This is a genomic window from Rhizobium sp. L9 (assembly GCF_002531885.1).
In the GTDB taxonomy this organism is placed as follows: domain Bacteria; phylum Pseudomonadota; class Alphaproteobacteria; order Rhizobiales; family Rhizobiaceae; genus Rhizobium.
On sequence record NZ_NWSZ01000007.1, the window covers coordinates 83808 to 109870 of the forward strand.

Consider the following 26063-nt stretch of genomic DNA (forward strand, 5'->3'; position numbering starts at 1 on the left):
GCCTTTTATCGGCGGAGGGGAAGCGGTTATTGCAGGAGAAACGGGTCACAATCGCAGCAAAGCGGGACAGGCCCGCCAACGTGAGAGTCGGCTCTGAGCCGCTGTTCAGACCTTGATCACATAGTCCTTGCGAGTCGTTTCAACGACTTCCCAGGTTCCCTTGAAGCCCGGTCTCAAGATCATCCGGTCACCCGCCTTGAGATGAACCGGCTCACCGTCGTCCTCCGTGACGATCGAATGGCCTGACAGCAGGCTGAAATATTCCCACTCCTCGTAGACGATCCGCCATTTGCCGGGTGTTGCCTCCCAGATTCCGGAATAAAGACCGCCGTCGATCTCCTCCAGATTCCAGGTGCGAAATTGCGGATCGCCGGAGACGATCCGAGCGGCCTCCGGGGCGCCGAACTCGGGTTCGACGCCATCGATGTTGAAGGTGATGAAATTCGCCGCAACCATCATAAACCCTCCGTCGCCAGTGTCTTTCGCGGCAAACGTCTGCGCGCGAATGTTCGAAATCTTTGCAACTTGTCTCTCGTCGCACAGGGCATTGACCGCCCTTGGGAACTGAGCCCTTTCCCATCACCTTCAGCGACATTTGTGAAGATCGCGGTTAGAATTGACGGCAATGCTTTCAGTTCGTGAGAATTTTGCCTGCCTTGGCAGCGGTCGTATCTGACGCATGCCAGGCTGACAGAAGCCGCTTGAAAGAGGGGCTATCTTGGCGCGGCTGAGCGCAGGTCCGGTCGCCGCTCTGTCACTCCGAGGGGGACAATTGTCAGAGCAGCGATACCCGCTTCATGGGCTGCAAGCAGAAGCGCCTCGCGGAATCGTTCCGGGCTAATTTTGCCGGTAATTGCATCGACACAGGCTTTTACGGCAGCGACGTATTCCTCGCCGTCATCAGAAGGCCAATCGTTGATCAGGAGATGTGCCGCATCGCCGAGCGTCCGGACGATCTTGCGTGTTGCCGGACCGCGCAAAGCAAGCGCGACCGGCGTGAATGCCCCTGATGTATTCCAGCACATCGTCCCCGACCCCTCAAGGCATGGTTACCGCAATCCTAACCGCGCAACATACGCTTGTTTTCTGAAATTTGGAATTGAAAACTGAGCAATAAAACTGCTTCACCGTGAAGTAGCGGGAACTAAAGAAAAGGGCTCAAGGCCTCCTATCCGAGCGCCCTGAGGCTCGGCAGCAATTGTTCCGACCGATTTGCAACTGGTCGCCACCGAAGCGCAGCCGCTCAGCGTTTGGCACGAAGCCCACAGCCGTCATGATGATCCAGTCAGTTCCTGCGGGTGCTGGTCACTCTGACATAATAGCCGTCGGGGTCGACAAGGCGAAAATCGCGCAGTCCCCAAGGCTGCATGGCGAGGGCGGAAAGCGGCCAGCCGCTCTCTTCCGCCTTGCGATAGGCATCCTCGACATCAGTGACCTTCAAGACGATCTCGACCCTGAGGCCGACCCTGTTGCCAATTTCGCCGCGTAACGGATGATCGCTCGAAAGGACGCTTCGCGAATTAATCGCGATAACGGCGTCGCCGTTTCTCAGCGTTGTATATTCCGTGCTCGCCGAGCCCTCGACTTCAAAGCCCAGGACTCGCTGGTAGAAATCAATCGATGTCTGAGGCGTTTGGACAAACAACTCCAAAGTCAGGTGCAACTGGGCCTCCCTCTCTATGCTTTTAGCAGAACAAGCAGATGAACGCCGCACTGGAACGGCCAAACTTCAACTGTCTGGTCCGGATCAAACAGGCTACCGCCGCAATTCGCAAAGGGCTCGTTCCGCTCCCTGTTCCAGCGTCAGGTTCGATGTGAGAATTTCGCAGCCGTATGCCGCTGCTTCATGCCGTAAGGCGGCCCAGTTCATCATATCCGGATTTGCCAACTCAGGCTGGCCTCGATCAATCGAAAGGCGCCTGGCTCGGGCCTCGTCGTCGCAATCGATCAAGAGAAAGGAATGCGAACCGATCCCGGCACGTTCGGCAGCTTCGGCCAGAAAGGAAAAGCGCGCCTGGTCCTCAAACAGGACGCTGCGCCCCTTTGTCAGGAGCGGCGACAGTGGAGCCATCCATTCGAAAACGGCCTCTCTCTGCCATCCTTCGACAGAGCCGAATTGATCAACCATCTCCTCGACGGGCGGAACGCCGATGCGGTCCTGGTAAAAGACGTCGATCTCTTGCCCATGCAGCCGCTCAACAGCTTCGGCGATTGTCGTTTTTCCGGCCCCCGATGCGCCAGTGAAAATGACGACAGGCATGATTGCTCCATCCGCGGCAGTCAGCAAAAGGTATCAGCAAGGTAGCGTCGGTCGTATTCCAAAGATCGTCGGGCCGACATTACGACGTCCGCCGCGAAGGCGAGCGAGAGCCGCCTCTTCAACGGACGCGGCACTTCAAAGGCGAAACGCCTTAGATCGTTCATCGAGCGCGCCGGCGTCTTCAGTCGCGAGGCTATTGCGCGAACTCTTGGACTACCGCAGCACCATCGTCACGTGAGCAGGCGCTGGAGGCCCTCGGTCAAGAACTGAGGCGACCCGCCAAAATACGAACAAGTCGCGTGACCTAACTCCGCCAATCAGAGAAGCACCATCTATCGCCTATTAGACTTTGTTACTGGTCTCGTATCCGATTTCGAGTGCGCTGAGATTTGCGATGTTCCCATGCCTCGGAGCGATTAATGGAGGGCTGCGGGCGCAGGCGCGATCAGGGGGAACCGCGCGATTAATATACTGGTGAGTTCCTCCTGGGTGCGATGGCCGCGATTGAAAAGGTCGATTGCCGCGCTGCAGATCATTTCCGATGTCTTGTCGTCCGGTTTGGCCTTGTAGTGCCTAAACCAAGATTGAACGGACAGCGAGAGCACGGCCCATTCTGTTTCTTGGACGCTCGTGATCAACATTCCTCATCTCCTCACAAGTTGAAACGCGGCAGCTTTGCAGGGCTTTACAAGTGAGCCTGCAATCCCATTTGTGCCGTGACGTTGAAGAATATCTCCTGCCATTCAGTGCGAGATGATCGCACGACCGCTGGAGGCCAGATGCTGTGTAATGGCGCGCCGGATTTCAGTAACCGTGTCGAAGAGCCTGTTGTCCAAGTCGATGACATTGAAGCGGACAGCGATGAATTTGAGGCGGTTTTCCACGGGGACCGCGATCCCGACTTCCTGACCATTGAATACGACAGCTTGCTTTTGCATAACAAACCTCGGGAGCGCCACACGGGAGCACCATCTTAGAAAAGTGGAACAAAGGGTTTACGACGCGTCAGATTGCCGTCGTAGGTCGGTATCGGATCGAGACGAGATCACGCATTCGCTGCACCACCGCGAAGAAACGAAGACGGACAAACAAAGTCATGATCCTCCCTCAAGCGAGGTCAAACGATCGCTGAGCAGCGCCGACAATCGCCGATATTTCGGAACTTCTCGCTAAAAAACGTAGTCGAGAAATTTCAAGTAAGCAACTGATTTTTGTATTTATTTAGCGTTTTAAATCGTATGACAATTACCGCAGGTGCGAAGTTATAGATGATGTACGTTCATCCAACCTGTCGTCGAGGCCGGCTGGTGGGACCGACGTAAGCGACAGGGCCGTTATTGGGCAGGTCGAAAACCCAGGACGAACGATAGCTAGCGCCAATGTTTGCGGGGCTAACCGGCATAACAGGGGCGATGTTCCGCTCCTGCGCTGCCTTCCAGAAGCTGTCGGGACCTACCTTCATGATGGCGGTACGCCTTCCGGCATGGCTTCTCGGACCTAAGTCCCTATCGCGAACCAAATTACCAGTTCGCTGTTTCCTTCGTATCACGAAGGAGGAATGCCATGAGCTTTGAGCCTGAAAGCCTAGCCAACGATCAGCTTGCGAGCGTGCAGGCCGCGGTGTCAGCGGAACCAGAGCTGGAAAGCTCGTCCATCTCTGTAAGCATGGTCGGCAGAAGCGTCCTGTTGGAGGGCTATGTGGCCGGCTACGGTGATCGGGAGAAGGCGACGGCGATCGCCGCTTTGATCGCGGGCCCGGAGAACGTGCATGATAGGATGCAGGACCGGGAAGAGATAAACGGGTAACGCGTCACCAAGCGGGAACTTTCCCACCGGTATTGTGCTCACCGCCGGTTCGCCGCCGCCTTATCCGCCTGGCTATATGACATGTTTGTGACATAGAGCTGTCCCATCACCGCGACGCAGGAAATCGGCCGACACTATATTGCTTGAGCGCGAAACAACGGTACGTACAACGTCGCCGCGGCGGACCGTGTACCAGGCTGCGGGAGTTTGCCTGACGGCTCGGGCGGACGAAACGCCTCTAGTGCTTGTGCGGAGCAAACGCACAGGTGACTGGGGGATTCCCAAAGGCACGACCGAGGATGGCGAGGCCAGTGCCCAGACCGCCGAGCGCGAAGCTTTCGAAGAAGCCGGAATAATTGGCTCGGCGGTCACGAAGCCAGTGGGTCATTTCGAATACGAAAAAGAGAGTAACGGCACCCAATACCACGTTACTGTCAATATCCTATCGGGAAGCGGCCTTGCGGTCGATATTCCGAAAGCGGAGTTCTGGAGCGGCTTTGCGTTCCGTTGCTGGGCAGCCCGCCCCGTTGTCCTCCATTGCAATAATTATGTCTGGTCCTTCCATGGCCGGCGTAATCTCAACGCTTCCGCCCTTGTCGTTCGGGAAGGCATACTTGAAAGCGTTCGTGACCACAATCAGACCGATTGACCAGGCCTTGTTGGAGGAAACGAGTAGTTGCGGGCTGCTGCCCTGAGGGCGATTGGTCTCACATCGCGCAGCAGATCGGCCAGCCCCTGCGCCAGCTATTCCAGGGTGTCGGGGATGTCGACTGACGCGCAAAAGCGAGGCCACGGCAGCCAGGACAATCAGATCTTCGAGAGCGCCTGCTCTAGATCGGCGATGATGTCCTTGACGTCTTCAATGCCGATGGAAAGCCGCACCACGTCGGGTCCGGCACCGGCGGCGATCTTCTGCTCGTCGCTCAGTTGCCGGTGCGTCGTCGAGGCCGGATGAATGACGAGCGAGCGGGTGTCGCCGATATTCGCAAGATGGGAGAAGAGCTCAACTCCTTCGACCAGCGTCTTACCAGCCTCATAACCGCCCCGGACGCCGAAGGTGAAGACAGAGCCTGCGCCCTTCGGCGAATAACGCTGCTGCATGGCATGGTTCGGATCGTCTTCGAGGCCGGCATAATTCACCCAGGCGATCTTGCTGTGCGCCTTCAGCCACCGGGCGACGGCGATGGCATTGTCGCTGTGGCGCTGCATCCTGAGCGGCAGTGTTTCGATGCCGGTGAGGATCAGGAAGGCATTGAAGGGCGAAATCGCTGGGCCGAGGTCGCGCAGGCCGAGCACGCGGGCAGCGATCGCGAAGGCGAAATTGCCGAAAGTCGCGTGTAGAACCATACCGTTATATTCCGGCCGCGGGCTCGACAGCATCGGGTAATTGCCTGACTTCGACCAGTCGAAGGTACCGCCGTCGACGATAAGGCCCCCCATGGAATTGCCGTGGCCGCCGAGAAATTTGGTCAGCGAGTGCACGACGATATCGGCGCCGTGCTCGATCGGACGGATGAGATAGGGTGTTGCCATCGTGTTGTCGACGATCAGCGGCAGGCCGTGGCGATGCGCAACGTCGGCAATGGCGGCGATATCGACGAAGGTGCCGCCCGGATTGGCAAGGCTTTCGATAAAGATGCCGCGGGTCTTGTCGTCGATCTGGCTTTCGAAGCTCGCCGGATCGGCGGAATCGGCCCATCGCACCTGCCAGCCGAAATTCTCGAAAGTATGGCCGAACTGATTGATCGAGCCGCCATAGAGCTTGCGGGCGGCGATGAAATTTTCGCCCGGGCGCATGATGGTGTGGAAGACGATCATCTGCGCCGCGTGGCCGGAGGCGACGGCAAGGGCCGCCGTACCGCCCTCGAGCGCGGCGACGCGTTCCTCGAGCACGGCCTGCGTCGGGTTCATGATGCGGGTGTAGATATTGCCGAAGGCCTGTAGGCCGAAGAGGGCGGCGGCATGATCGGAATCGTTGAAGACGAAAGCGGTCGTCTGGTAGATCGGCGTCACCCGTGCGCCGGTAGCCGGATCGGGCTGTGCGCCTGCGTGGACTGCCAAGGTGTTGAATCCAGGATCGTTCTTGGCCATGTCGCCCTCCGAATTGTTGCTCACAGGGCAGGATCATAGCTTGTCGCCGACGAAAGTTAACCGCGATCCGTTTCAACCCTTGGGCGTTCGGTGGAAAATCCGTCTCAGGGCAGCCCCCATCAGGCAATGAGACGAGGATATTCGATCGCCGGGCAGCGGTTCATCACCACTTTAATGCCGGCAGCCTCCGCCTTTGCCGCCGCGGCATCGTTGCGGACGCCAAGCTGAGCCCAGATCACCTTCGGCAACGGCCTCAGCGCCAACGCCTCCTCAACGACCCCATCGAGATATTCGGCGGCGCGAAAGACATCAACCATATCGATCGGCACCGGGACGTCGGCAAGACGGGCGTAGACGGTGCGGCCCTGTATCTGTTTGCCCGCCTGCCCCGGATTGACCGGTATGACCTCATAGCCGCGCGACAGCAGATAGCCCATTACGCCATTGCTGGGCCGGGCCGGATTGGGCGAGGCACCGGTCAGCGCGATGGTCTTTACCGACTGCAGGATTCCGGCGAGATAATCATCCGTGTAGGCGTCGTGATCCATTTCCGTTTCTCCATTCCGGCAGCGCCTTTGAGCCTGCCAGCATTTTTTTGCATTTCGGCAGAACCGGCTGCACGTGTTTGCGTATATAAGAGTTGAATGGCTCTGAGGATGATTCAATGAGAAAAATTGCTCTTGCCCTCATGCTTGTGCTCGCCGCATCACCGGCAGTAGCGATCTCGCGCTACAATCCGCTCACCATGAGCTGCGCCGGCGTGCGGGCGGCCATCCACAATGAGGGCGCCGTGATCTTCCGCTACCAATCTCCCCGCGGGCTGCCGCTTTATGATCGCTACGTGCGCAACAGCAATTATTGTGACGCGACCGATTATGCGGAATGGACCCATATCCCGACAAAGGACGATCCACGCTGCCCGGTTCTGAACTGCCAAAGCCTAGACAACCTTGACGGGATGCTCTTCGTTCCGCATCATCAGCTCTGACCTCCCCGCCGCCGCAACCCCTGCAGGCGCCGATCGCCTTCCGCGCTTGCAAACAGGCATCCAGTTCAATCGCGCGATGCGATTTCTCTGAGAACATACAATCTGAAGCTTCTTTTTTCGCGTATATCAAAGTTATAGAAGAATGTCTGTATTTCAGCAGCATAGAAAGATCCGCCATGGAATTCCCTCAGCTGCTTTCCCCTTCCATTCCCCATAAGGTCACCATATGTTCTCTCGTCCATTAGAAACATCTCATAGTTGAGAAGATCGCGTGGATTGAACGCATATCGCGCGCACGTAAAACTTGTCGTCATACCCCGCCATTGTTTGCAAATTAAAAGGATGATATTGGAGCCGAGAACGCATCCGCGGCCGCGGCAATGCATTTTCGTGCAAATATCAGTTGTCTTTACAGAATTCTGCCCCGTCGGGGCGAGGCGCTTCGCCTTCTTCCGCAGCACCGGATTTATCCCTTGCCTCTCGACGTCATCCTGCTCGTTCTGTTCGGTGCGTTGCTGCATGCGACATGGAACGCGATTGTCAAAGCGGGCAGCGATAAATCCCTGGATGCGGCGTTGATTTCGGCCGGCGGCGCAGTGTCCGCGTTGCCGTTTCTGGCATTTCTGCCATTGCCACAAAGCGCGGCCTGGCCGTTCATCGGCGCCTCGGCCATCCTGCAGTTCGCCTATTTCCAGCTGGTTGCCGCCGCTTACCGAGCCGGTGATATCGGCCTCGTCTATCCGCTGATGCGTGGTTGCGCGCCGTTGCTGGTCGCCGCGACAAGCGGCATCGTCCTGCGCGAACATCTTTCCGGCGCCGCTCTTGCCGGCATCATGACGATTTCAGCCGGCGTCCTGACGCTCGCCCTGGAGACTCGGCGCAGCAGCGGCCATGCGGTCGCCTTCTCGATTGCCAATGCGTTCGTCATCGCCAGCTATACTTTTGTCGACGGCATCGGCGCACGCCTTTCAGGCAATGCGGTTTCCTATACGTTGTGGATGTCGCTGCTGCCGCCGATACTGCTGTTTGCCTGGGCGGCATCCCAGCGCGGCAGCTTGACGGTGTTGCATCACGTTCGCCGAAACTGGTGGCGCGGCCTGATCGGCGGCGCGGGATCGATTGCATCTTATGGGCTGGCACTTTGGGCGATGACGAAGGCGCCGGTAGCGACCGTTGCCGCACTGCGGGAAACTTCGATCCTCTTTGCGCTGGTGCTCTCCGTTGCCGTCTTCAAGGAAAAAGCCGGCATCTGGCGTTACGTCGCCGGCGTCGTCATCGCGGTCGGCGTGCTGGTTCTGAAACTCGCCTAATCATTCGCCCTTCCATTCCGGCTTGCGCTTGCCGAGAAAGGCGCCGATCCCTTCCTGCGCGTCCTGCGTCAGCATGTTGTCCACCATCACCATAGCGGCATAATCATAGGCCGCCTCCACCGGCAGTTCGAGCTGCCGATAAAACGCTTCCTTGCCGATTTTCAGGATCAGTGGCGATTTGCCGGCAATCACGGCGGCATATTTGGAAACGACCTGCGCAAGATACTGCTTCGGCACGATGCGGTTGACGAGGCCGAAATCCTTGGCGGTCGAGGCGTCGATCGTCTCACCGGTCAAGAGCATCTCCATAGCCTGCTTACGATGCGCGGCACGGGAAACGGCCACCATCGGCGTCGAACAGAACAGGCCGATATTGACGCCCGGCGTGCAGAACGTCGAAGTGTCGGTGCAGATCGCCAGATCGCAGGATGCGACGAGCTGACAGCCGGCAGCCGTTGCAAGCCCATCGACCTCGGCGATGACAGGTTTTGGCAGATGCGCGATCTTCAGCATCAAATCGGCGCAGAGCCTGAAGCTTTTCTCGAAGAAAGCAGCGCCCTGATCTTCGTCGACGCGATGAGCCGTGAGTTCCTTAAGGTCGTGGCCGGCGGAAAAAACGGCGCCGGTCGAGGCGATGACGACGACGCGCACATCCAAATCCGCCTCCGCCTTTTCGAGCTCGGCCATCAGCGCTTGGAGAAGCGCGATCGACAGCGCATTAGCCGGCGGGTCGTTAAGAATGAGCCGCAGCACGCCGTCGCGCAACGAGCGGAGCAACAATCCGTCGGTCCTGTCCGCTTCCTTTCGGAAGGATACGATTTCAGCCATGATGCTGCTCCCTGCGCTCGATTTCCACACAGCCGTTCTGCCACACGGCGCCGCCCATTTCGAGCAGGATACGCCGTCGCAGTCAAAACCAGAACCATGATTTCGATCGCTCTGCCTTCGCCTGCGCAGGGGTCAGACCGATATCGCGAAGCTCGTCATCCGTGAGTTCCGACAGCTTGCGGCGGCTGCGACGCTTTTCGAGCCGACACTCTATGGCCGCCAGCAGCCGCCTGCCCCAGCGCGCCCTCTCGCGGCGTTTCAGCCGAAGGGCGCTGAGAGGTATCTCCAAGCTTTCGTCGAATTCCACGGTCATCCTTCATCCTTTCCTGACGGACGAAAGATGCGCTGGAAGACGCAGCGAAAGAAGCTTATGGGTATTATTATATGCATAAGGATTTCTTTGGCATGCTCCTCAATCTCGATCAGCTTGCGACCTTCATCAATGTCGCCGACCTCGGCAGCTTTACGGCTGCGGCCGACAAGGAAGGCATGACGCAGCCGGCCGTCAGCCTGCAGATCAAGGGGCTCGAACAGCGGCTCGGCGTCAGGCTGATCGAGCGCGTCGGGCGGCGGGCGCAACCGACGGCGGCGGGCATCGACCTGCTTTCGCATGCAAGGCGTCTGCTTCAGCAGGCAGCCGCGGCGGAAGAAGCGATGATGCCCCACAGGGATGGCGCCAGCGGCCGGGTGCGCATCGGCAGCGGCGGCACGGCATCGATCCATCTGCTTCCCCGCGCCATCGCCGCCGCCCGGCAGTCCATGCCTGGCCTCGAAATCACCGTCTCGATCGGGAATGCCGACGATATCCTGCGCGATCTGGAAGCCAACAGCCTCGACATCGCCGTTGTGGCCCTGCCGGCATCGGGACGGAACTTCGAGATCGAACCCTTCTACGAAGAGGAATTGCTGGCTGTCGCCCCCGCGGGCAGCCCCGTGCCCAAGGGTGGACCGGACCCGGCCTTCATGCGCGACAGGACTCTGCTGCTTTACGAGGGCGGCAATACGAGGCGGGCAATCGACGCGTGGCTAGCCGCCCCGGATATCAGGATCCGACCGGCGATGGAGTTCGGCAGTATCGAAGCGATCAAGGAACTGGTGGCCGTCGGACTCGGCTGGTCGATCCTGCCGGGGTTAGCGGTGAAGCGCGACCGCGCCGGTCTGCTGACGACATCGTCGCTGCAGCCGAAGCTGACACGCCGCCTCGGCATGGTTCTTCGCCGGGACAAACATCTGACACGCGGCCTCCGGGAAATGATAAAAAGCCTGCGTTCCTTTGAGGATTAGCGATGGTTTTCGACGGACGGCGGCGCAACGCTGAAACGTTAAACGGGCAAATATTCAGCCCGATTTGTGTGGTATCACAACACCACACAACTAAACGTTTGTTTTAACTTGTTCTTTTTTCCGACCGTCGAGAAAGCCGATATTGACCCTGTGTCACATTGCCTTTATACACCGCGACAGAACGCAGCCTGTCCGGGCTGCTTTCTTTTTGGCAGGTTCGCGCTTGCCAATCCAAGCAACAAGAAACGCCCTTAAAGCCCTCGGGCCAAGGGTCCTAAAAGAGAGTATTGACATGGCAACCTTCTCACAGAAGCCTGCAGAGGTGGAGAAGAAGTGGGTGATCATCGACGCCGAAGGGCTGGTCGTTGGCCGTCTCGCTTCCATCATCGCTATGCGCCTGCGCGGCAAGCACAAGGCAACCTTCACGCCCCATGTTGACGACGGCGACAACGTCATCGTCATCAATGCCGACAAGGTGGTTTTCACCGGCAAGAAGTATTCCGACAAGGTCTACTACTGGCACACCGGTTATGCCGGCGGCATCAAGGAGCGCACTGCGCGCCAGATCATCGAAGGCCGCTTCCCCGAGCGCGTCCTCGAAAAGGCCGTCGAACGCATGGTTCCGCGCGGCCCGCTCGGCCGTCGCCAGATGAAGAACCTGCGCGTTTATGCCGGCCCGAACCATCCCCATGAAGCCCAGCAGCCGGTCGCCCTCGACGTCGCCGCGCTCAACAAAAAGAACGTAAGGAGCGCCTGATCATGGCTGACCTCTCCTCCCTGAAGGATCTCGGCACGTCTTCCGAAGCTGCCGCTCCGGCCCACGTCCGCAAGGTCGACTCGCTCGGCCGCTCCTACGCGACCGGCAAGCGCAAGGACGCCGTCGCCCGCGTTTGGGTCAAGGCCGGCTCCGGCAAGATCATCGTCAACGGCAAGGACTTCACGGCTTACTTCGCCCGTCCGGTGCTGCAGATGATCCTGCGCCAGCCGATCGTCGCGGCTGCCCGTGACGGCCAGTTCGACATCATCGCAACCGTTGCCGGCGGCGGTCTTTCCGGCCAGGCCGGCGCTGTTCGCCACGGCCTGTCCAAGGCGCTGACCTACTTCGAACCGGGCCTGCGCTCGGTACTGAAGAAGGGCGGCTTCCTGACCCGTGACAGCCGCGTCGTCGAGCGCAAGAAGTACGGCAAGGCAAAGGCCCGCCGCTCCTTCCAGTTCTCCAAGCGTTAATCGTTTCGGACAGACGGAATTACGAAGGCCGGGGAAACCCGGCCTTTTTGTTTGGGCGTTTGAGGAATTCCGGCATCGCCTCGCCGGTCGCCATTGCCGCATTCCGGTTCTGCTGGTAGAAATCCGACAGATCGCTTCGCAAACGAGCGGAGCCGCAATCAAGGTCGCATCATGGGAACAACCAAGTCCGCAGACAACTAAGCCGCAACAACTTTGCGCTGTTGTTGCGGCATCTGTCCCAGCAAAATCCGATACTGATGAAAGACAGATCGCCGCCGAATGAAAATCATTTGAGCGGATCTTACCCATGTCTTATCAGAAAATTCCGTTGTGGAATTATTCCGTGCCGGCAAGCTTGTTGCTGATGGCTCCTTTCGACATCCTGGCGTCGCTTGCCATGGACATCTATCTACCGGTTGTGCCGACGATGCCCCAGGCGCTCGGCACCTCGCCTGAAGTCATCCAGTTGACCCTCAGCCTCTATATGCTTGTGCTCGGCGTCGGCCAGATTGTCTTTGGTCCGATCTCCGATATCGTCGGGCGGCGGCCCGTGCTGATCGGCGGGGCGGCACTATTTGCCCTTGCGTCCTGTCTGCTTGCCGGGGCCTCATCCGCACTTCTCTTCGTGGCCTTGCGATTGTTGCAGGCGATCGGCGCCTCGGCGGCTCTTGTCGCCACCTTCGCAACAGTGCGCGACGTCTACGCCGAGCGGCCGGAAAGCAGCGTGATCTATAGCCTGCTCGGTTCGCTGCTATCGCTTGTGCCTGCGTTCGGGCCGGTCGTCGGCGCGGTGATTGCCGACCACTATGGGTGGCGAGCCATCTTTCTCGTCATCGGCCTGCTGTCGATCATTGCAACTCTCAATGCCAGCATGCGCTGGCATGAAACCCGCCCGGTTACGTCGGCGACAACCATCGCAATAGGTCCGATCCTCGCGAGCTTTCCCTTCTGGATCTACACGACCGGCTTCAGCGCAGCGATGGGAGCTTTCTTCGTCTTCTTCTCGACCGCGCCCCGTATCCTGATCGATCGGGCCGGTTTTTCCGGCATCAGCTTCAGCTTCATCTTTGCTTCAGTGGCATTGGTGATGATTGTGACGGCGCGCCTTGCCAAACGCTTCGTCACACGCTGGGGCATCGCAGGCAGCCTCGCAAGAGGCATGGCGCTGCTGCTTGTCGGCGCGGTGATGCTTGCCATGGGAGAGATGCTTTTGCAGGAACCGCTTGTCCGCCTCATTCTGCCGATGTGGATCATCGCCATCGGCATTGTCTTTGCGACAGCCGTTACGGCCAATGGTGCGCTTGCCGCATTCGGCAATAGCGCGGGAACGGCCGTGGCGCTCTACTTCTGCGTCGAAAGCCTGCTGGTCGGTGCTGCAGGCACATTGTTCGTGATTCTGCTCGACGGCGACACGGCCTGGCCGCTGGCGGCCTATACCGGGGCGGCAGCGCTGATAACCCTGGCTGGATTGCGCCAGCTTGCCCGGAAGGCCGTCTGAGGCCGCAGAATTGCGGCAGCGCCAACCGCAGAGCGACCGTCAAGCGGGGATCGCTTGAAATCTCGGCGCACCTCGCCTACCCCTTACCTGCCCCGAAAGGAAACATCCATTCCTTTTCGGGGATCGGGCAGTCGTGACCGGTGGCCAGGCGATATAAGGTCGACATCGAATGCGATTATGCTCGCGCGGACAGAGAAGGAGCCCCCCTTGGCGAACAAGACCATCGATCATGCCTTCACAGCGACCAACCTCACTTCGGCCGCCAGCGATCCCACCTTTGCCGGCGCTCTGTCCTTCATGCGCCGCCGCTTCACCAAAGAACTTGCCGGCGTCGATGTCGCCGTCTGGGGCATCCCCTTCGACGCCGCCACATCGAATAGACCGGGCACGCGCTTCGGCCCGCAGGCGATTCGGCGCGCCTCGGCGATATTCGACAACGATGCGCAATATCCCTTCAACCGCGAACTGTTTGCCGACATGGCGGTGATCGACTATGGCGATTGCCTGCTCGACTACGGCAACCATCAGGACACGCCCGGCGCCATCGAACGCCAGGCCAATGCGATCCTCGACAGCGGCGCCTTTCTGCTGACGCTGGGCGGCGATCATTACGTCACTTGGCCGCTGCTGAAAGCCCATGCGGCAAAACACGGGCCTCTCGCGCTGGTGCAGTTTGACGCTCACCAGGACACCTGGTTCGACGAAGAGCGGCGCATCGACCATGGCTCCTTCGTGGCGCGTGCCGTGCGTGAAGGCATCATCGATCCCGACCGCTCGATTCAGATCGGCATCCGTACTCATGCGCCGGAGGATTGCGGCATCAATATTCTCTATGGTCATCAGGTCGAGGAGATGAGCGGCGGCGACATTGCCTCAGCGATCATCTCTCATACGCGCGGCGCCCCCGCCTATCTCACCTTCGATATCGATTGCCTGGATCCTGCCTTTGCCCCAGGCACCGGCACGCCGGTTGCCGGCGGTCCGTCGAGCGCCAAGATCCTCTCGGTGCTGCAGCGTCTGCACCAACTCGATATCCGCGGCGCCGACGTGGTCGAAGTGGCGCCGCCTTACGACCATGCCGATATCACCGCCATTGCGGGGGCAACGGTGGCAATGTATATGCTTGGCCTTCATGCCGAGCGGCGCGCCATTGCGGCGTCACAAGGCTGATTTATCATCGTTCAAATTGAATCCGGAAATCCTCAGAACCCATTGAAAGCGCAGGTCTAACATGGCACCGAAAATCTTCATCGATGGCGAACACGGCACAACGGGTCTGCAGATCCGTACGCGCATGGCCGGCCGCCGCGATGTCGAGCTTCTGTCCATTCCCGAGGACGAGCGGCGCAACGCCGCCATGCGCGAGGACATGCTGAACACCGCCGATATCGCCATTCTGTGCCTGCCCGACGACGCGTCGAAGGAAGCGGTTCAGATGGTTTCGGGCAACAACAACGTCCGCGTTATCGACACCTCGACGGCCTTCCGCGTCAATTCCGGCTGGGCCTATGGCTTTGCCGAAATGGACGGTGCACAGGCCGACAAGATCAAGGCCGCCCGTTTCGTCTCCAATCCCGGCTGCTATCCGACAGGCGCGATCGGCCTCATTCGGCCGCTGCGCGCCGCCGGCATTCTGCCGGATGGCTATCCGGTGACGGTCAACGCGGTTTCCGGTTATACCGGCGGCGGTAAGCAGATGATCGCGCAGATGGAAAACCCGGATCATCCGGATGCGATCACCGCGCCGCATTTCCTATATGGCCTGCCGCTCACTCACAAACATGTGCCGGAGATGACCGTGCACGGCCTACTCGACCGCGCACCGATTTTCTCGCCGTCGGTCGGCAAATTCGCACAGGGCATGATCGTGCAGGTGCCGCTGCATCTCGACGATCTCGCCGAGGGCGCGACGATGGAAAGCATCCACGCGGCACTGGTTTCCCATTATGCCGGACAGGGCATCGTCACCGTCGTGCCGCTCGCCGAAAGCAAGGCGCTCCCCCGCGTCAACGCCGTCGAGCTCGAGGGCAAGGACACGATGAAACTCTTCGTCTTCGGTACGCCGGGTGGTTCCCAGGTCAATCTGGTGGCGCTGCTCGACAACCTCGGCAAGGGTGCCTCGGGTGCTGCCGTGCAGAACATGGACCTGATGCTCGCCAGCTAAGGCCATGATGCTGGATAGGCTTGTCGCCGACATGCAGACGTGGCTTGCCGCCGCCCTGCCCGGTCACGGCATTTATGCGCTGGTGGCGGTTGCCTTGATAGCCGGGCTAGCCCGCGGCTTTTCCGGTTTCGGCGCAGCGTTGATCTTCGTCCCGCTCGGCGGCGCCATCGTTGGCCCGAAGCTGGTCTCGCCGATCCTGCTCGTCATCGACGGCACCGCCACACTTGGGATGATCCCGCCCGCCTGGCGCGACGCCAACCGGTCCGAAGTTTTCGTCATGGCGGCTGGTGCGGCACTCGGCGTCCCGGCCGGCACGGCGCTGCTGGCGCTGCTCGACCCGACGCTGCTGCGCTGGAGCATCACGATCATCGCCATCAGCCTGCTCGCGCTTCTCCTATCGGGATGGCGCTACCAAGGCGCGCCGTCAGCGCCGCTCAGCAGCGGCGTCGGCCTGATCGCCGGACTTTTCAGCGGCGCCGCGCAGCTCGGCGGACCGCCTGTCGTTGCCTACTGGCTCGGCGGCAAGAGCGACTTCGCGCGCGTCAGAGCGAATGTCGTGCTGTATTTTTCGATCTCGTCCGTCTTCAGCGCCATCAGCTATTATATCGGCGGTCTGTTCGTGCCCGCTGTCTTCGCCCTCACCGTCGTTATCCTGCCGAGTTATGCGCTGGGTCTCTATGGCGGCTCGAAACTGTTCGGGCTTGCCGAGGAGCGGACCTTCCGCATCGCCTGCTACATGCTGATCGCAGCGGCAGCCATCATCGGCATGCCGCTGCTCGACGGCGTGCTGCGTTAGAACGAATGACAGCCTCCCGCTTTCAATCGCGTTCGGTGATCATCGTCTCGTGCGGGTATTCGCCGTAAAAGCCACGCCAGTTGGCGACGGCGAAACCGAATACAACAAGCGCGCCGGCCTGATGCAGCAGGCCCCAGTGAAGCGGCACCTGCATCAGCAGCGTGGCAATGCCGATCGCCGCCTGAACGGTCACCAGCGCGAAAAGCACGACGGCGCGGCGGGCATGGGTGGTCCAGGGTGCGGCGCGAAGGGCGATCACCATGTTGATCAGCACCAGTGCGAAGAGCGTATAGGCGCCGATGCGGTGGATGAACTGCACTGTCTTCGGGTTCTCGAAGGCATTGATCCAGAAGGGCTGCTGAATGAGCAGATCGGAGGGAATGACGGCGCCATCCATCAATGGCCAGGTATTGTAGGAAAAACCGGCATCGAGTCCCGCCACCAGGGCACCGAGATAGATCTGGAACAGCGCGAAAATGGCGATCACGGCAGCGAAGCCGCGCGAGCTGCGTGCCGGCGCCGGATCGTTGGAGTGCGGCGACAGCCCGCGCATGATCCACATGCAGCCGGCAAAGATTAGGCAGGCCATGACGAGATGTGTCGCCAGCCGGTACTGACTGACATCAGTGCGAATGGAAAGGCCTGAGGACACCATCCACCAGCCGATGAAACCCTGCAGGCCGCCGAGCGCCAGGATGCCGACGAGCGGCCATCGCAGGCGTTTCTCGATCCGCCCCGTCAGCCAGAAAAAAAGAAGCGGCAGCGCGAAGATCACGCCGATGCCGCGGGCGATCAGCCGGTGCGCCCATTCCCACCAGAAGATGCTCTTGAATTCGTCGACGGTCATGGAACTGTTCAATTGCTGAAATTCGGGAATGCGCTGGTAGAGGCGGAACTCCTCTTCCCATTCCGCGGCCGACAGCGGCGGAACGACGCCATGGATCGGCTTCCACTCGGTGATCGAGAGGCCGGAATTGGTCAGCCGCGTTGCCCCTCCGACGAGCACGAGACAAAAGAGCGCCAAAAGCACAAAGCCGAGCCACAGCCGCAAGGCGCGGCGGTTGCGTTTCTGCTTGCATACTTCGCTCAGGATCGCCTGTTCCGTGGTGAGGTTCGCGACGGCCATGATGTCTCCTTCTATCCGGCAGTTGATTTGCCCCACCGGCTCATGCAAAACAAGCCCCGAAGCTTTGCGGCATGCCGTCGCGCCGCTCCGCGCTACCCATACAAGAGATAAACAATGCCCGTCCGCCTTCGCAAATTCATCGGCACGATCCTTATCATCGTGCTTGTGCTCGTCTATGCGCTGGTGGCGAACACGATCGCGGTGGCGACGCTCGGCAACGCCGCCTGGTGGGGGCACCTGCTCTATTTCCTGCTGACCGGCCTGCTTTGGGTATTACCGGCAATGGTGATCATCAAGTGGATGGCCGGGCCGCGGCAACAGTAGGCCATTAACGGCCGAATAACCGTGATCGGCGGAAAACCCCGCGGATGGGTGGCGGTTAAACCAAATATATGTCCTGCACACCTACCTTCCCGTTCAGCATTTTGACCGGAGAGTTCCCGTGCAGACGCAAAAGCTCGATATTGATGAACAGTCGTCAGATGATGGCGCGCTGGCCGATATGGCGATCTCACGCCTACGCCAGGTGAGTATGAAACTTGCCATGGCAAAAATCGAGATCTCGGTTTTCGACGCGATGCAGCCACTGGAGGATGATTGGCGGGCTCTGGAGGTCGATGATCTCCATTCGCTTCATCAAAGTTATGATTGGTGCGCCGCCTGGGTCAATGCCTTTCAGCGGCCGCTGGTAATTCTCAAGGGCACCTATGCCGGCGAGACAGCCTTCATTCTGCCGATCGAGATTGTCAAATTCCGTGGATTGACCGTCGCAAAGTTCATCGCTGCCGATCACAGCAATATCAATACCGGTCTGTTCTCTGGCAATTTTGCCGAAAGTGGCGGCAGCATCGACGCGCAAAAGTTCGCGGCGCAGCTTCGGCAGGCCTTGAAGGGCCATGCAGATCTGCTGCTGCTGCAAAACGTCCCGCTTGAATGGCGCGGGCGGCAGACCCCGCTCACCGGGCTGCCGATGGTGCAGAACCAGAACCACGCCTATCAATTGCCGTTACTCTCCAATTTCGAGGAGACGCTGAAGCAGCTCAACGCCAAGAGCCGACGTAAGAAATTCCGCGTTCAGTCGAGGCGTCTGGAAGCAGCCGGGGGCGTCGACTACGTCATTCCACAAACATCGCAAGAGCAACACCACCTGCTCGACATCTTCTTCCGTTTGAAGAGTGCCCGCTTCGCGAGCCTTGGCCTGCCCGACGTCTTCGCCGATCGCGAAACTCAGGCCTTCCTGCACGGCCTCATCGACAAGCGAGATGATGCGAGACAATATTTCGCCCTGCAGATGCATGCGCTGCGGCTGAAGGGTGAAAATAAAGACGGGATCGCCGCGATATCAGGGATTTCGCGCAAGGGCGACCATGTCATATGCCAGTTCGGGGCGATCGACGAAGACCTTGTACCGGATACAAGCCCCGGCGAGTTCCTATATTGGCAGGCGATCGTAGGGCTGCATGGCAGAGGTGTCGCGCTGTTCGATTTCGGCCTCGGCGACCAGACCTATAAGCGTTCCTGGGCACCAGTGGAGACCGAGCATTATGACGTGGTCCTGCCGGTCTCGCCGTTCGGAGTCGCCGCAGGCGCCGCGCACCGGATCGTCACCCGTAGCAAGGCGCATATCAAGGCGCGTCCCAAACTCTATAAATTGGCCCAGGGCATCCGCGCACGGATCGGCTGAAATCGCTGAACACTTTCGCGCGACATGCTCTAGGCAGCCTGCCCGAGCTCCTGCTCGTCCGCTTGGCCGCCCGACATCAGCACGACGCGCTGATAGCCCGCCGCCTGGAACTCCGTCATCAGGGTAACGAAGATCGTCTCCTCTAGCTGCGGCAGGGAGAGGATAATTTCAACATCCCGGCTGCGCGTCAGCCGCGAGACGCCGGCGACATCGGCCGCACCGCATTCGACCACCACGACGTCGTAGGCGGCGGCGAGCGCATCGAGCAGCAGCGACAGCCGGTCGACACCGCGCATGGCGCGGCGCACGTCGCTCTGGCCCTGCGGGATCAGATGGGCATCGGAAAGCCGATCGCCATGGATCGTGTCGCCGAAGGCGGCCTCGCCGCACAGCAGATCGGTGACACCAAGAGCTGTCTGGTCCTCAGCCATCAGTTCTGTGGGATAGCCGGAGCCGGTCATATCAATCAGAATGACGCGGCGGCCGGCATCGGCGAGCATGCGCGTCAACGCAACAGTCGCCGCCGAACCGTTGTCACCAGCTGGAGATATGGCGATTGCCAGCGGCGCGCGGCTGCCCGTGAGGTAGTCCGCAACGGAGGCAATGGAAAATTCATTGTCGTCCTCCGGCGCCTCTGCGGCGGCCGCCGTTTCTTCGATCCCGTCCTTTCCGTCATCCTCCGTGACAACGGCGAGCATGCTCGGCTGGACGGGCCTTCTGGCGGCCGGGGCGGCCTGCGCCACTTCCCTGTCTTCCGCGACCGTTTCCGCCTTGACTGCGTCACGGGACATATCGACGGCACGAAGCGCCCGACCGCTGAAGAGTTCGGCGAGCATGGTGACGATGGCGCTCAGGATCAGCGTCGCGACGGCGGCGACGACAACGATCGGCACCACCTTCGGGAAATAGGGATCGACCGGCTCGATTGCCCGGGAAACGATACGGGCGTCCGCCGGGCTGGAATTGCTGTCGGCGCGCGAGGCGGCCTCCCGGTAACGCACCAGATAGGTTTCGAGCAGCTGGCGCTGGGCGTTTGCCTCGCGCTCCAGCGCGTTGAGGCCAACCTCGTCTTCGCCGGCACGGGCGCTGTTGGCCTGAACCGCGTCCTTCTGGCGCTCGAGTTCGCTTGCGCGGAGGTCGGCAACCTTGGCCTCATTTTCGATGCTTGCGAGGATCTTCTGCGTCTCCTGGCGGATTTGGCCGCGAATATCGGAGAGCTGGGCGCGCAGGCTCTTCAGCCTCGGATGACTGTTGAGGAGGCTGGTTTGCAGATCCGATATTTGCGACTGCAAGCCCGATTCCGTCGCCTTCAGCCGCTGGATCGCCTGGGAAGACATGATGTCAGGCAGCGTATCGGAGGCTTCGCCCGATGACAGCGCATTGCGCACCGCCTGCGCCCTCGCCTCGGCATTGGCCTTGTCGCCCCGCACGCGGGTGAGTTCTGCGGAGATGTCATTAAGCTGCTGGGCGGGGAATGTGGTCGTGCCGTTCGTTTGCAGCAGACCGTGGTTGGTGCGATATTCGGCAACCTTCTTCTCGGCCTCGCTGACCTTCTGCCGCAGGTTTTCGATCTCCGGCTCGAGCCAGCGCGTTGCTTCCGAATTGGAGGCGAGCTTGGCGCCGCTCTGGGTGGAAAGGTAGACATTCGCCATGGCGTTCGGGATGGCGGCCGCGAGCTTCGGATCCTTCGACGTGAAATTGATGCCGATGACGCGCGAACCCGGCACTTGGTAGACCTGCAGCCGCTCGACGAAAGCGTCGATTACCCGTTCTTCCGGCGGGTTCTCGATCGGATTCTTCTTCAAATGCAGCTTCACCAGGATGCTGCTCATCGCCGAGCCGTTGGCGGCATCGTCGAATTCCGGCAGATTGTAGAGTTTCAGGTCGTTGATCACCTTCTTGAGGAGATCAGCCGATTGCAGGAGCTGCACCTGGCTGGCGATATTCAGCTCGTCCATCAGCGGCCCGGCGCCGGCTTCGTTCGCCTGCTGAGTGCTGGCGAAGGCCGGCGCGCGGGGTTCGATGAGGATGCGTGTTTCGCTGCGATATTGCGGCGAGATGATCTTGGCGCCGGCAAAGGCGACGCCGGCCGCCGCGAGCGTGATCGTCAAAATCCTGAGCCGGCGCGCCCAGACGGCGCGAACCAGCTGGCCGAGGTCGATGTCCACATCCTGATCACGCACTACGCCGGACATGCTCTTACTCCACAACAAACGTGCCGCAAGCGTAAACGACCATGGTAACGCAACGGTTAATGGTGATCCTGCCAAGAAATAGCGGCGATCGGCAAAGAACTGCGAATTGTCATACGCCTTTTACCCGGCATTAACCCTAACGGATCGATAACGGCTGCACCGAGTTCATTTTCTGTGAGCACAAGCGGATGTCTATCGCCCCGCCCAATATCCTTTTGGCCCTGAGCCTTGCAGCCATCACGGCGGCATTGGGCGGATGCACGACGTATAAGCCGGCTCCGAAAGCCTTCAACGAGGCGACCATCCAGCCCTATACGCTTGATAGCGGCGACCGGCTGCGCATCACCGTGTTCGACCAGCAGAGCCTGACCAATACCTACACCGTCGATCAGGCCGGTTATATCGCCTTCCCCCTCATCGGTCAGGTCCCTGCCCGCGGCCGAACCCTGCAGCAACTTTCAGGGCAGATCGCCCAGAAACTGCAGCAGGGCTATCTTCGCGATCCCGATGTCACCATCGACGTCGACCGCTACCGTTCGATCTTCATCATGGGCGAAGTCGGGCAGCCTGGCCAATATGCCTATGTTCCGGGCATGACCGTACAGAATGCCATCGCCGTTGCCGGCGGCTTCTCCAGCCGCGCCAACCAAAGCATGGTCGACGTTACCCGCAAGATAAACGGACAGGTCCTGACCGGTCGCATCAGCATATCCGGCCCGATCATCGCCGGCGACACGATCTACGTTCGCGAACGGCTCTTCTGAGCAATGACAAGAGAGAGGCCGCTCCGCATTCTCCACTGCTTCAGGTCGCCGGTCGGCGGAATTTTCCGCCATGTCCGCGATCTGGTCGAGGAGCACAGCAAGGCGGGCCATCACATCGGCATCCTTTGCGACAGCTCGACCGGCGGCGAGCACGAGGACAGACTGTTCGACGATATCCGCCCATATCTGTCGCTCGGCCTGACGCGCGTGCCGATCCGCCGCTCGGTCAGCCCGTCCGATATCGCGACGATGTGGGATACGTACAAGAAGATTAAAAGTTTGCGGCCGGATGTGCTGCACGGGCACGGCGCCAAGGGCGGCGTGCTCGCGCGACTTGCCGGCTCAGCCCTGCGGGTGAACAGGTATCGCGTAGCCCGCCTCTATACCGCGCATGGCGGAAGCCTGCATTATTCGCGCTCCTCATTCACAGGACAGTTCGTCCTCAGGATGGAGCGCCTGCTGGAATATTTCACCGATGCGCTGGTCTTCATCTGCGAATACGAGCGCGACACCTATACCCGTAAGGTGGGCAAGCCGCGGACGAAGACGAAACTGATCTATAACGGCATCGGAGAGCGCGAATTCGAGCCGATCCACACCCGGTCGGATGCCGTGCATTTCATTTATGTCGGAATGCTTCGGGACCTCAAGGGTCCCGATCTGTTTGTCGATGCCTTCGCCAAGACCGAGCGGCTGCTCGGCAGGCCCCTTTCGGCGCTGATGATCGGCGACGGACCTGACCGGGACCGCTACCGCGAGATGATGATCGAGCGCGGCCTCGGCAAACGGATCGGCATGCTGCCGGCAATGCGTATCCACGAAGCCTTTGCCATGGCGCAAAATCTCGTCGTCCCCTCTCGCGCCGAAGCCATGCCCTATATCGTGCTCGAAGGGCTGGGAGCCGGCAAGACGATCATCGCCAGCCGCGTCGGCGGCATTCCCGAGGTGCTCGGCAAGGACAGTCCGGCTCTTGTCGAGCCAGGCAATTCCGACGATCTCGCCCGCGTCATGGCGGAAGCCCTCAGCACGCCGGGCTGGCACGCCAGAACAATGCCGTCGCATGAGGCGGTAAAGGCCGTGTTTTCCTCCACGGTGATGGCTCAGGATGTGCTGAAGCTGTACCATGAACTCGTCAATCGCGCCGGACAGGCAGTGTCGGTCGCCCTGTAAATATTTCTTAGGGGCTTTCTGGTATTCGCTTGCTGACAACGAGCGATAAAACCCCATGAACAAATTGGAAAAGAGCGATCAATTCGACGTGGAAGCGCTGCGCAAGCAAATTTCCGACATCGAGGCGCGCCGCAACGCAGGTCAGGCGCACTCCGCCGAACCGGTCGAAATCAATCCTTATGCCCGGCAGATCGCCGAACAGTTCCGCGACGGTACCCGTTCGCCTGTCATTATTATCGGTCAATTGCGGCTGCTGGAATTCCTGGCGCTCTTTTTGATTGCCCTGATCGTCCACTACTTCTGGCCGGGCGACGGCAGCGATCCCCTGCTGGTGCGGGCAGGCATGGCCGCGATCGCTTCGGCCTCGACCGTCATCGTCCTGCAACTTGCCGACACCTACACCATTCCCGCACTCCGGGCGAAGCTGCGGCTGATGCCACGCATTCTAGCTTCATGGACGATCGCGCTTGTGCTGACCATCGGCCTGTTCGCGCTCATTCGTGGCACGACATGGGCGATGGCCGATGCCTATGTTCCCTGGTTTGCCGCCGGGATGCTGTTTCTCTCTGCCGAGCGTTTCCTTGTCGCCTACGGCATCCGCAATTGGGCGCGCAACGGCATCATGGAGCGGCGCGCCGTCATCGTCGGCGGCGGCGAACCGGCCAAGGAGCTGATCCGCATCCTCGAACAACAGGCCGACAACGACATCCGCATCTGCGGCATCTTCGACGACCGCGGCGAGAAGCGTTCGCCGATCATGGTCGCCGGTTACCCGAAGCTCGGCACAGTGGCGGAACTCGTCGAATTCGTGCGGCTGACGCGCATCGACATGCTGATCATCGCCCTGCCACTTTCGGCTGAGGCGCGTATCTTCGATCTCCTGAAGAAGCTCTGGGTCCTGCCGGTCGATATCCGGCTTGCGGCGCACGCCAACCGCCTGCGCTTCCGGCCACGCGCCTATTCGCATGTCGGCGCTGTTCCGATGCTCGACATTTTCAAGATGCCGATCCGCGACTGGGATTCCGTCGCCAAACGTGGCTTCGACATCTTTTTCACTCTGGTCGCGCTTGCGCTGCTCTGGCCGCTGATGGCCGCAACCGCGGTCGCCATCAAGGCGACCTCGGAAGGCCCCGTCTTCTTCATGCAGAAGCGTCACGGCTTCAACAACGAAGTCATCAACGTCTTCAAGTTTCGCTCGATGTACACAAACATGGCCGATCCTACGGGCAAGGCCGCGGTGACCAAGGGCGACCCGCGTGTAACTCGCGTCGGAAGGTTCATCCGCAAAACCTCGATCGACGAGCTGCCGCAGCTTTTCAACGTGCTGCGGGGAGATCTCTCGCTGATCGGTCCGCGTCCGCATGCGGTTCTTGCCCAAGCGCGCGACCGCGCCTTCGCCGATGTCGTCGAAGGTTATTTCGCCCGCCACCGCGTCAAGCCGGGCGTTACCGGTTGGGCGCAGATCAACGGCTGGCGCGGCGAGGTCGACAATGACGAGAAGATCAAGTTCCGCACGGCCTACGACCTCTATTACATCGAGAACTGGTCGCTCTGGTTCGATCTCAAAATCCTATTCCTGACGCCGATCCGGCTGCTCAACACGGAAAACGCCTATTGAGCGCGGTCGAGGCGACATATTCGCGTGTCGCCCAGCCGCAACGGGCGGCGCTGGGGCTCATCGGCTCGGCCTTCGTTGCCTTTGGCGTTTTCCTCTCCGGGTTTGTCATCGATGAGCCGGCGCCTTATGAACTCTGGATGGCGGTGCTGATTGGCCTCTGGTTCATCCTGGGCCTCAGAATTTCGCGCAGCGTTGCGCCGTTGCTTGCCCTGCTGCTCACTTTCAATATCGGCGGCATGCTGTCGCTGACCCAGATGAAGGACCTCGCAACGGCACCGATGTATATTGCCGTCTCGACGTTCCTGGCGCTGACCGCGGTTTTCTACGCGGCGATCATCGAGGACAGCCATAAGCGGCTGCCGCTGATCTTCAACGCCTGGACCATGGCTGCCGTCGTCACGTCGGCGCTCGGCGTGCTCGGCTATTTCCACGCCTTTCCGGGCTCGGAAGTATTTACTCTTTATGATCGCGCCAAAGGCGCGTTCCAGGATCCGAACGTCTTCGGCCCGTTCCTGGTGCCGCCGTCGCTCCATCTCGTCCACGGCATTCTGGTCGGCGATCTGAAGAAATCGCCGTTGAAGGCGGCGGCCCTTCTCGTGATTGCCCTCGGCATATTTCTCTCCTTTTCCCGCGCCGCCTGGGGTCTCTTTGCGCTCGGCGTCATGCTGTTGATTTTCATCATGCTGCTGAAGGAGCGCAGCGGCGCCTTCCGCTTGCGAGTGCTGATCCTGTCGCTGGCCGCGATCATCTTGCTGGTCGCATCGCTGCTCGTGGCGCTGCAGATCCCAAAGGTCGCGGAGTTGTTTTCGACACGCGCCCAGCTTGTGCAGCAGTATGACGGCGAACATCTCGGCCGTTTCGAGCGCCACAGGATCGGTTTCACCATGATGATGGAGCGCCCGCTCGGCATCGGCCCGCTCGTGTTCGGCACGATGTTTCCCGAGGACGAGCATAACATCTGGCTGAAGTCGCTCACCTCCTATGGCTGGCTCGGCTTCGTCAGCTATGTCGGAATGCTCCTCTGGACGCTCATCCTGGGTTTCCGGAACCTGCTTCACGACCGGCCCTGGCAACCCTTCCTGATGATTGCCTGGATCTCCGTTCTCGGCCACGCGGCGATCGGCAACGTCATCGACATTGACCACTGGCGCCATGTCTATCTGCTCTTCGGCACGGTCTGGGGCTGCGCGGCGCTGGAAGTGCGCCACAGGCGAGGCCGAACTCCCAAAGGAACGGCGTAGTCTGCCGCCTGAT

At 60.2% G+C, this 26063-nt stretch carries 29 protein-coding genes; 17 read left to right on the forward strand and 12 right to left on the reverse strand.

The genetic code is table 11. From position 1 onward, the window contains the following. Window positions 1–105 precede the first annotated feature (105 nt). The 6 genes from CO660_RS08715 to CO660_RS08740 form a co-directional block, all read right to left on the reverse strand. Window positions 106–459 carry a cupin domain-containing protein gene (locus CO660_RS08715; protein WP_097598380.1) on the reverse strand — a complete coding sequence of 118 codons (354 nt, stop codon included), beginning with the start codon at window positions 457–459 and terminating at the stop codon, window positions 106–108. Window positions 460–713: 254 nt separating this feature from the next. After that, complete coding sequence (locus CO660_RS08720; RefSeq protein WP_097598381.1) at window positions 714–1025, reverse strand: DUF982 domain-containing protein; 312 nt, start codon at window positions 1023–1025, stop codon at window positions 714–716. 260 nt (window positions 1026–1285) lie between these two features. Continuing rightward, entirely contained in the window at window positions 1286–1663 is a 378-nt protein-coding gene (locus tag CO660_RS08725) for a VOC family protein (protein WP_097598382.1), read from the reverse strand. Between the two features lie 93 nt (window positions 1664–1756). Further along, the gene (locus CO660_RS08730) at window positions 1757–2260 is read right to left on the reverse strand and encodes an AAA family ATPase (RefSeq protein ID WP_097598383.1); all 504 of its coding nucleotides are present in this window, start codon (window positions 2258–2260) and stop codon (window positions 1757–1759) included. Between the two features lie 416 nt (window positions 2261–2676). Next, window positions 2677–2901, reverse strand: coding sequence for a hypothetical protein (locus CO660_RS08735; RefSeq protein WP_085777758.1), 225 nt, complete (start codon window positions 2899–2901; stop codon window positions 2677–2679). A 102-nt stretch (window positions 2902–3003) separates the two neighbouring features. After that, a complete protein-coding gene (locus CO660_RS08740; protein WP_064711990.1) occupies window positions 3004–3198 on the reverse strand; it encodes a hypothetical protein in 195 nt (64 codons plus the stop codon). A 625-nt stretch (window positions 3199–3823) separates the two neighbouring features. Here CO660_RS08740 and CO660_RS08745 point away from each other — a divergent pair. Both CO660_RS08745 and CO660_RS08750 read left to right on the forward strand, forming a co-directional pair. Beyond that, window positions 3824–4066 (forward strand): BON domain-containing protein, encoded by a 243-nt coding sequence (locus tag CO660_RS08745; protein WP_097598385.1) that lies wholly within the window; start codon window positions 3824–3826, stop codon window positions 4064–4066. A 187-nt stretch (window positions 4067–4253) separates the two neighbouring features. Further along, window positions 4254–4715 (forward strand): NUDIX domain-containing protein, encoded by a 462-nt coding sequence (locus tag CO660_RS08750; RefSeq protein WP_245421309.1) that lies wholly within the window; start codon window positions 4254–4256, stop codon window positions 4713–4715. Window positions 4716–4873: 158 nt separating this feature from the next. Here CO660_RS08750 and CO660_RS08755 read toward each other — a convergent pair whose 3' ends face one another. Together CO660_RS08755 and CO660_RS08760 are read right to left on the reverse strand one after the other, a co-directional pair. Next, window positions 4874–6157 (reverse strand): O-acetylhomoserine aminocarboxypropyltransferase, encoded by a 1284-nt coding sequence (locus CO660_RS08755; protein WP_097598387.1) that lies wholly within the window; start codon window positions 6155–6157, stop codon window positions 4874–4876. 119 nt (window positions 6158–6276) lie between these two features. Continuing rightward, window positions 6277–6705, reverse strand: a complete 429-nt coding sequence (locus CO660_RS08760; RefSeq protein WP_097598388.1) for a CoA-binding protein — start codon at window positions 6703–6705, stop codon at window positions 6277–6279. A 116-nt stretch (window positions 6706–6821) separates the two neighbouring features. Between CO660_RS08760 and CO660_RS08765 the strand changes: the two genes are divergently transcribed. Together CO660_RS08765 and CO660_RS08770 are read left to right on the forward strand one after the other, a co-directional pair. Further along, on the forward strand, window positions 6822–7145 hold the full coding sequence (locus CO660_RS08765; protein WP_097598389.1) for a hypothetical protein: 324 nt from the start codon (window positions 6822–6824) through the stop codon (window positions 7143–7145). 473 nt (window positions 7146–7618) lie between these two features. Further along, window positions 7619–8455 carry an EamA family transporter gene (locus CO660_RS08770; protein ID WP_097598532.1) on the forward strand — a complete coding sequence of 279 codons (837 nt, stop codon included), beginning with the start codon at window positions 7619–7621 and terminating at the stop codon, window positions 8453–8455. Here CO660_RS08770 and CO660_RS08775 read toward each other — a convergent pair whose 3' ends face one another. Both CO660_RS08775 and CO660_RS08780 read right to left on the reverse strand, forming a co-directional pair. After that, window positions 8456–9283 carry an enoyl-CoA hydratase gene (locus CO660_RS08775; protein WP_097598390.1) on the reverse strand — a complete coding sequence of 276 codons (828 nt, stop codon included), beginning with the start codon at window positions 9281–9283 and terminating at the stop codon, window positions 8456–8458. A gap of 82 nt (window positions 9284–9365) precedes the next feature. Beyond that, window positions 9366–9596: a DUF1127 domain-containing protein gene (locus tag CO660_RS08780; RefSeq protein ID WP_085777752.1), complete on the reverse strand. Its 231-nt coding sequence runs from the start codon at window positions 9594–9596 to the stop codon at window positions 9366–9368. 71 nt (window positions 9597–9667) lie between these two features. On the opposite strand from CO660_RS08780, the gene CO660_RS08785 reads away from it, so the two are divergent. The 7 genes from CO660_RS08785 (at window position 9668) to CO660_RS08815 (ending at window position 16252) form a co-directional block, all read left to right on the forward strand. Further along, complete coding sequence (locus tag CO660_RS08785) at window positions 9668–10567, forward strand: LysR family transcriptional regulator (RefSeq protein ID WP_176536256.1); 900 nt, start codon at window positions 9668–9670, stop codon at window positions 10565–10567. 292 nt (window positions 10568–10859) lie between these two features. Beyond that, window positions 10860–11324 carry a 50S ribosomal protein L13 gene (rplM, locus tag CO660_RS08790; protein WP_011424898.1) on the forward strand — a complete coding sequence of 155 codons (465 nt, stop codon included), beginning with the start codon at window positions 10860–10862 and terminating at the stop codon, window positions 11322–11324. A 2-nt stretch (window positions 11325–11326) separates the two neighbouring features. Continuing rightward, window positions 11327–11794: a 30S ribosomal protein S9 gene (rpsI, locus tag CO660_RS08795; RefSeq protein WP_011424897.1), complete on the forward strand. Its 468-nt coding sequence runs from the start codon at window positions 11327–11329 to the stop codon at window positions 11792–11794. Window positions 11795–12101: 307 nt separating this feature from the next. Then, window positions 12102–13292, forward strand: a complete 1191-nt coding sequence (gene cml, locus CO660_RS08800; RefSeq protein ID WP_097598391.1) for a CmlA/FloR family chloramphenicol efflux MFS transporter — start codon at window positions 12102–12104, stop codon at window positions 13290–13292. Between the two features lie 207 nt (window positions 13293–13499). Further along, on the forward strand, window positions 13500–14462 hold the full coding sequence (speB, locus tag CO660_RS08805) for an agmatinase (RefSeq protein WP_097598392.1): 963 nt from the start codon (window positions 13500–13502) through the stop codon (window positions 14460–14462). Between the two features lie 61 nt (window positions 14463–14523). Next, window positions 14524–15456, forward strand: coding sequence for an N-acetyl-gamma-glutamyl-phosphate reductase (gene argC, locus CO660_RS08810; RefSeq protein WP_097598393.1), 933 nt, complete (start codon window positions 14524–14526; stop codon window positions 15454–15456). 4 nt (window positions 15457–15460) lie between these two features. Continuing rightward, window positions 15461–16252 (forward strand): sulfite exporter TauE/SafE family protein, encoded by a 792-nt coding sequence (locus CO660_RS08815; protein WP_097598394.1) that lies wholly within the window; start codon window positions 15461–15463, stop codon window positions 16250–16252. A gap of 22 nt (window positions 16253–16274) precedes the next feature. Here the strand turns inward: CO660_RS08815 and CO660_RS08820 are convergent, their stop codons facing one another. Then, window positions 16275–17378 (reverse strand): COX15/CtaA family protein, encoded by a 1104-nt coding sequence (locus CO660_RS08820; RefSeq protein WP_097598395.1) that lies wholly within the window; start codon window positions 17376–17378, stop codon window positions 16275–16277. A 114-nt stretch (window positions 17379–17492) separates the two neighbouring features. On the opposite strand from CO660_RS08820, the gene CO660_RS08825 reads away from it, so the two are divergent. Further along, window positions 17493–17702, forward strand: a complete 210-nt coding sequence (locus CO660_RS08825; RefSeq protein WP_097598396.1) for a DUF2842 domain-containing protein — start codon at window positions 17493–17495, stop codon at window positions 17700–17702. Between the two features lie 118 nt (window positions 17703–17820). Beyond that, complete coding sequence (locus tag CO660_RS08830; RefSeq protein ID WP_097598397.1) at window positions 17821–19062, forward strand: GNAT family N-acetyltransferase; 1242 nt, start codon at window positions 17821–17823, stop codon at window positions 19060–19062. A gap of 29 nt (window positions 19063–19091) precedes the next feature. On the opposite strand, the gene CO660_RS08835 is transcribed toward CO660_RS08830, so the two are convergent. Further along, window positions 19092–21257 carry a Wzz/FepE/Etk N-terminal domain-containing protein gene (locus CO660_RS08835; RefSeq protein ID WP_097598398.1) on the reverse strand — a complete coding sequence of 722 codons (2166 nt, stop codon included), beginning with the start codon at window positions 21255–21257 and terminating at the stop codon, window positions 19092–19094. Between the two features lie 188 nt (window positions 21258–21445). Between CO660_RS08835 and CO660_RS08840 the strand changes: the two genes are divergently transcribed. From CO660_RS08840 to CO660_RS08855, 4 genes are read left to right on the forward strand one after another with little or no spacing between them, the layout of a single operon-like run. Beyond that, complete coding sequence (locus tag CO660_RS08840; RefSeq protein ID WP_097598399.1) at window positions 21446–22021, forward strand: polysaccharide biosynthesis/export family protein; 576 nt, start codon at window positions 21446–21448, stop codon at window positions 22019–22021. Window positions 22022–22024: 3 nt separating this feature from the next. Beyond that, window positions 22025–23191, forward strand: coding sequence for a glycosyltransferase (locus CO660_RS08845; RefSeq protein ID WP_097598400.1), 1167 nt, complete (start codon window positions 22025–22027; stop codon window positions 23189–23191). Between the two features lie 55 nt (window positions 23192–23246). Next, window positions 23247–24809: an undecaprenyl-phosphate glucose phosphotransferase gene (locus CO660_RS08850; RefSeq protein WP_097598401.1), complete on the forward strand. Its 1563-nt coding sequence runs from the start codon at window positions 23247–23249 to the stop codon at window positions 24807–24809. After that, entirely contained in the window at window positions 24806–26050 is a 1245-nt protein-coding gene (locus CO660_RS08855; protein WP_097598402.1) for an O-antigen ligase family protein, read from the forward strand. The genes CO660_RS08850 and CO660_RS08855 overlap by 4 nt, the downstream gene beginning before the upstream one ends. Window positions 26051–26063: the final 13 nt, after the last annotated feature.

What these genes read in the sequence shown, in the direction of transcription:
- CO660_RS08765 (WP_097598389.1), top strand. Translation starts at nt 6,822, where the DNA reads ATGAGAAAAATTGCTCTTGCCCTCATGCTTGTGCTCGCCGCATCACCG.
- cml (WP_097598391.1), top strand. Translation starts at nt 12,102, where the DNA reads ATGTCTTATCAGAAAATTCCGTTGTGGAATTATTCCGTGCCGGCAAGC.
- CO660_RS08715 (WP_097598380.1), bottom strand. Translation starts at nt 459, where the DNA reads ATGATGGTTGCGGCGAATTTCATCACCTTCAACATCGATGGCGTCGAA.
- rplM (WP_011424898.1), top strand. Translation starts at nt 10,860, where the DNA reads ATGGCAACCTTCTCACAGAAGCCTGCAGAGGTGGAGAAGAAGTGGGTG.
- CO660_RS08745 (WP_097598385.1), top strand. Translation starts at nt 3,824, where the DNA reads ATGAGCTTTGAGCCTGAAAGCCTAGCCAACGATCAGCTTGCGAGCGTG.
- CO660_RS08730 (WP_097598383.1), bottom strand. Translation starts at nt 2,260, where the DNA reads ATGCCTGTCGTCATTTTCACTGGCGCATCGGGGGCCGGAAAAACGACA.
- CO660_RS08785 (WP_176536256.1), top strand. Translation starts at nt 9,668, where the DNA reads ATGCATAAGGATTTCTTTGGCATGCTCCTCAATCTCGATCAGCTTGCG.
- CO660_RS08760 (WP_097598388.1), bottom strand. Translation starts at nt 6,705, where the DNA reads ATGGATCACGACGCCTACACGGATGATTATCTCGCCGGAATCCTGCAG.
- CO660_RS08845 (WP_097598400.1), top strand. Translation starts at nt 22,025, where the DNA reads ATGACAAGAGAGAGGCCGCTCCGCATTCTCCACTGCTTCAGGTCGCCG.
- CO660_RS08840 (WP_097598399.1), top strand. Translation starts at nt 21,446, where the DNA reads ATGTCTATCGCCCCGCCCAATATCCTTTTGGCCCTGAGCCTTGCAGCC.
- CO660_RS08720 (WP_097598381.1), bottom strand. Translation starts at nt 1,025, where the DNA reads ATGTGCTGGAATACATCAGGGGCATTCACGCCGGTCGCGCTTGCTTTG.
- argC (WP_097598393.1), top strand. Translation starts at nt 14,524, where the DNA reads ATGGCACCGAAAATCTTCATCGATGGCGAACACGGCACAACGGGTCTG.
- CO660_RS08825 (WP_097598396.1), top strand. Translation starts at nt 17,493, where the DNA reads ATGCCCGTCCGCCTTCGCAAATTCATCGGCACGATCCTTATCATCGTG.
- CO660_RS08835 (WP_097598398.1), bottom strand. Translation starts at nt 21,257, where the DNA reads ATGTCCGGCGTAGTGCGTGATCAGGATGTGGACATCGACCTCGGCCAG.
- CO660_RS08850 (WP_097598401.1), top strand. Translation starts at nt 23,247, where the DNA reads ATGAACAAATTGGAAAAGAGCGATCAATTCGACGTGGAAGCGCTGCGC.
- CO660_RS08815 (WP_097598394.1), top strand. Translation starts at nt 15,461, where the DNA reads ATGATGCTGGATAGGCTTGTCGCCGACATGCAGACGTGGCTTGCCGCC.
- CO660_RS08780 (WP_085777752.1), bottom strand. Translation starts at nt 9,596, where the DNA reads ATGACCGTGGAATTCGACGAAAGCTTGGAGATACCTCTCAGCGCCCTT.
- CO660_RS08755 (WP_097598387.1), bottom strand. Translation starts at nt 6,157, where the DNA reads ATGGCCAAGAACGATCCTGGATTCAACACCTTGGCAGTCCACGCAGGC.
- CO660_RS08740 (WP_064711990.1), bottom strand. Translation starts at nt 3,198, where the DNA reads ATGCAAAAGCAAGCTGTCGTATTCAATGGTCAGGAAGTCGGGATCGCG.
- rpsI (WP_011424897.1), top strand. Translation starts at nt 11,327, where the DNA reads ATGGCTGACCTCTCCTCCCTGAAGGATCTCGGCACGTCTTCCGAAGCT.
- CO660_RS08735 (WP_085777758.1), bottom strand. Translation starts at nt 2,901, where the DNA reads ATGTTGATCACGAGCGTCCAAGAAACAGAATGGGCCGTGCTCTCGCTG.
- CO660_RS08775 (WP_097598390.1), bottom strand. Translation starts at nt 9,283, where the DNA reads ATGGCTGAAATCGTATCCTTCCGAAAGGAAGCGGACAGGACCGACGGA.
- CO660_RS08820 (WP_097598395.1), bottom strand. Translation starts at nt 17,378, where the DNA reads ATGGCCGTCGCGAACCTCACCACGGAACAGGCGATCCTGAGCGAAGTA.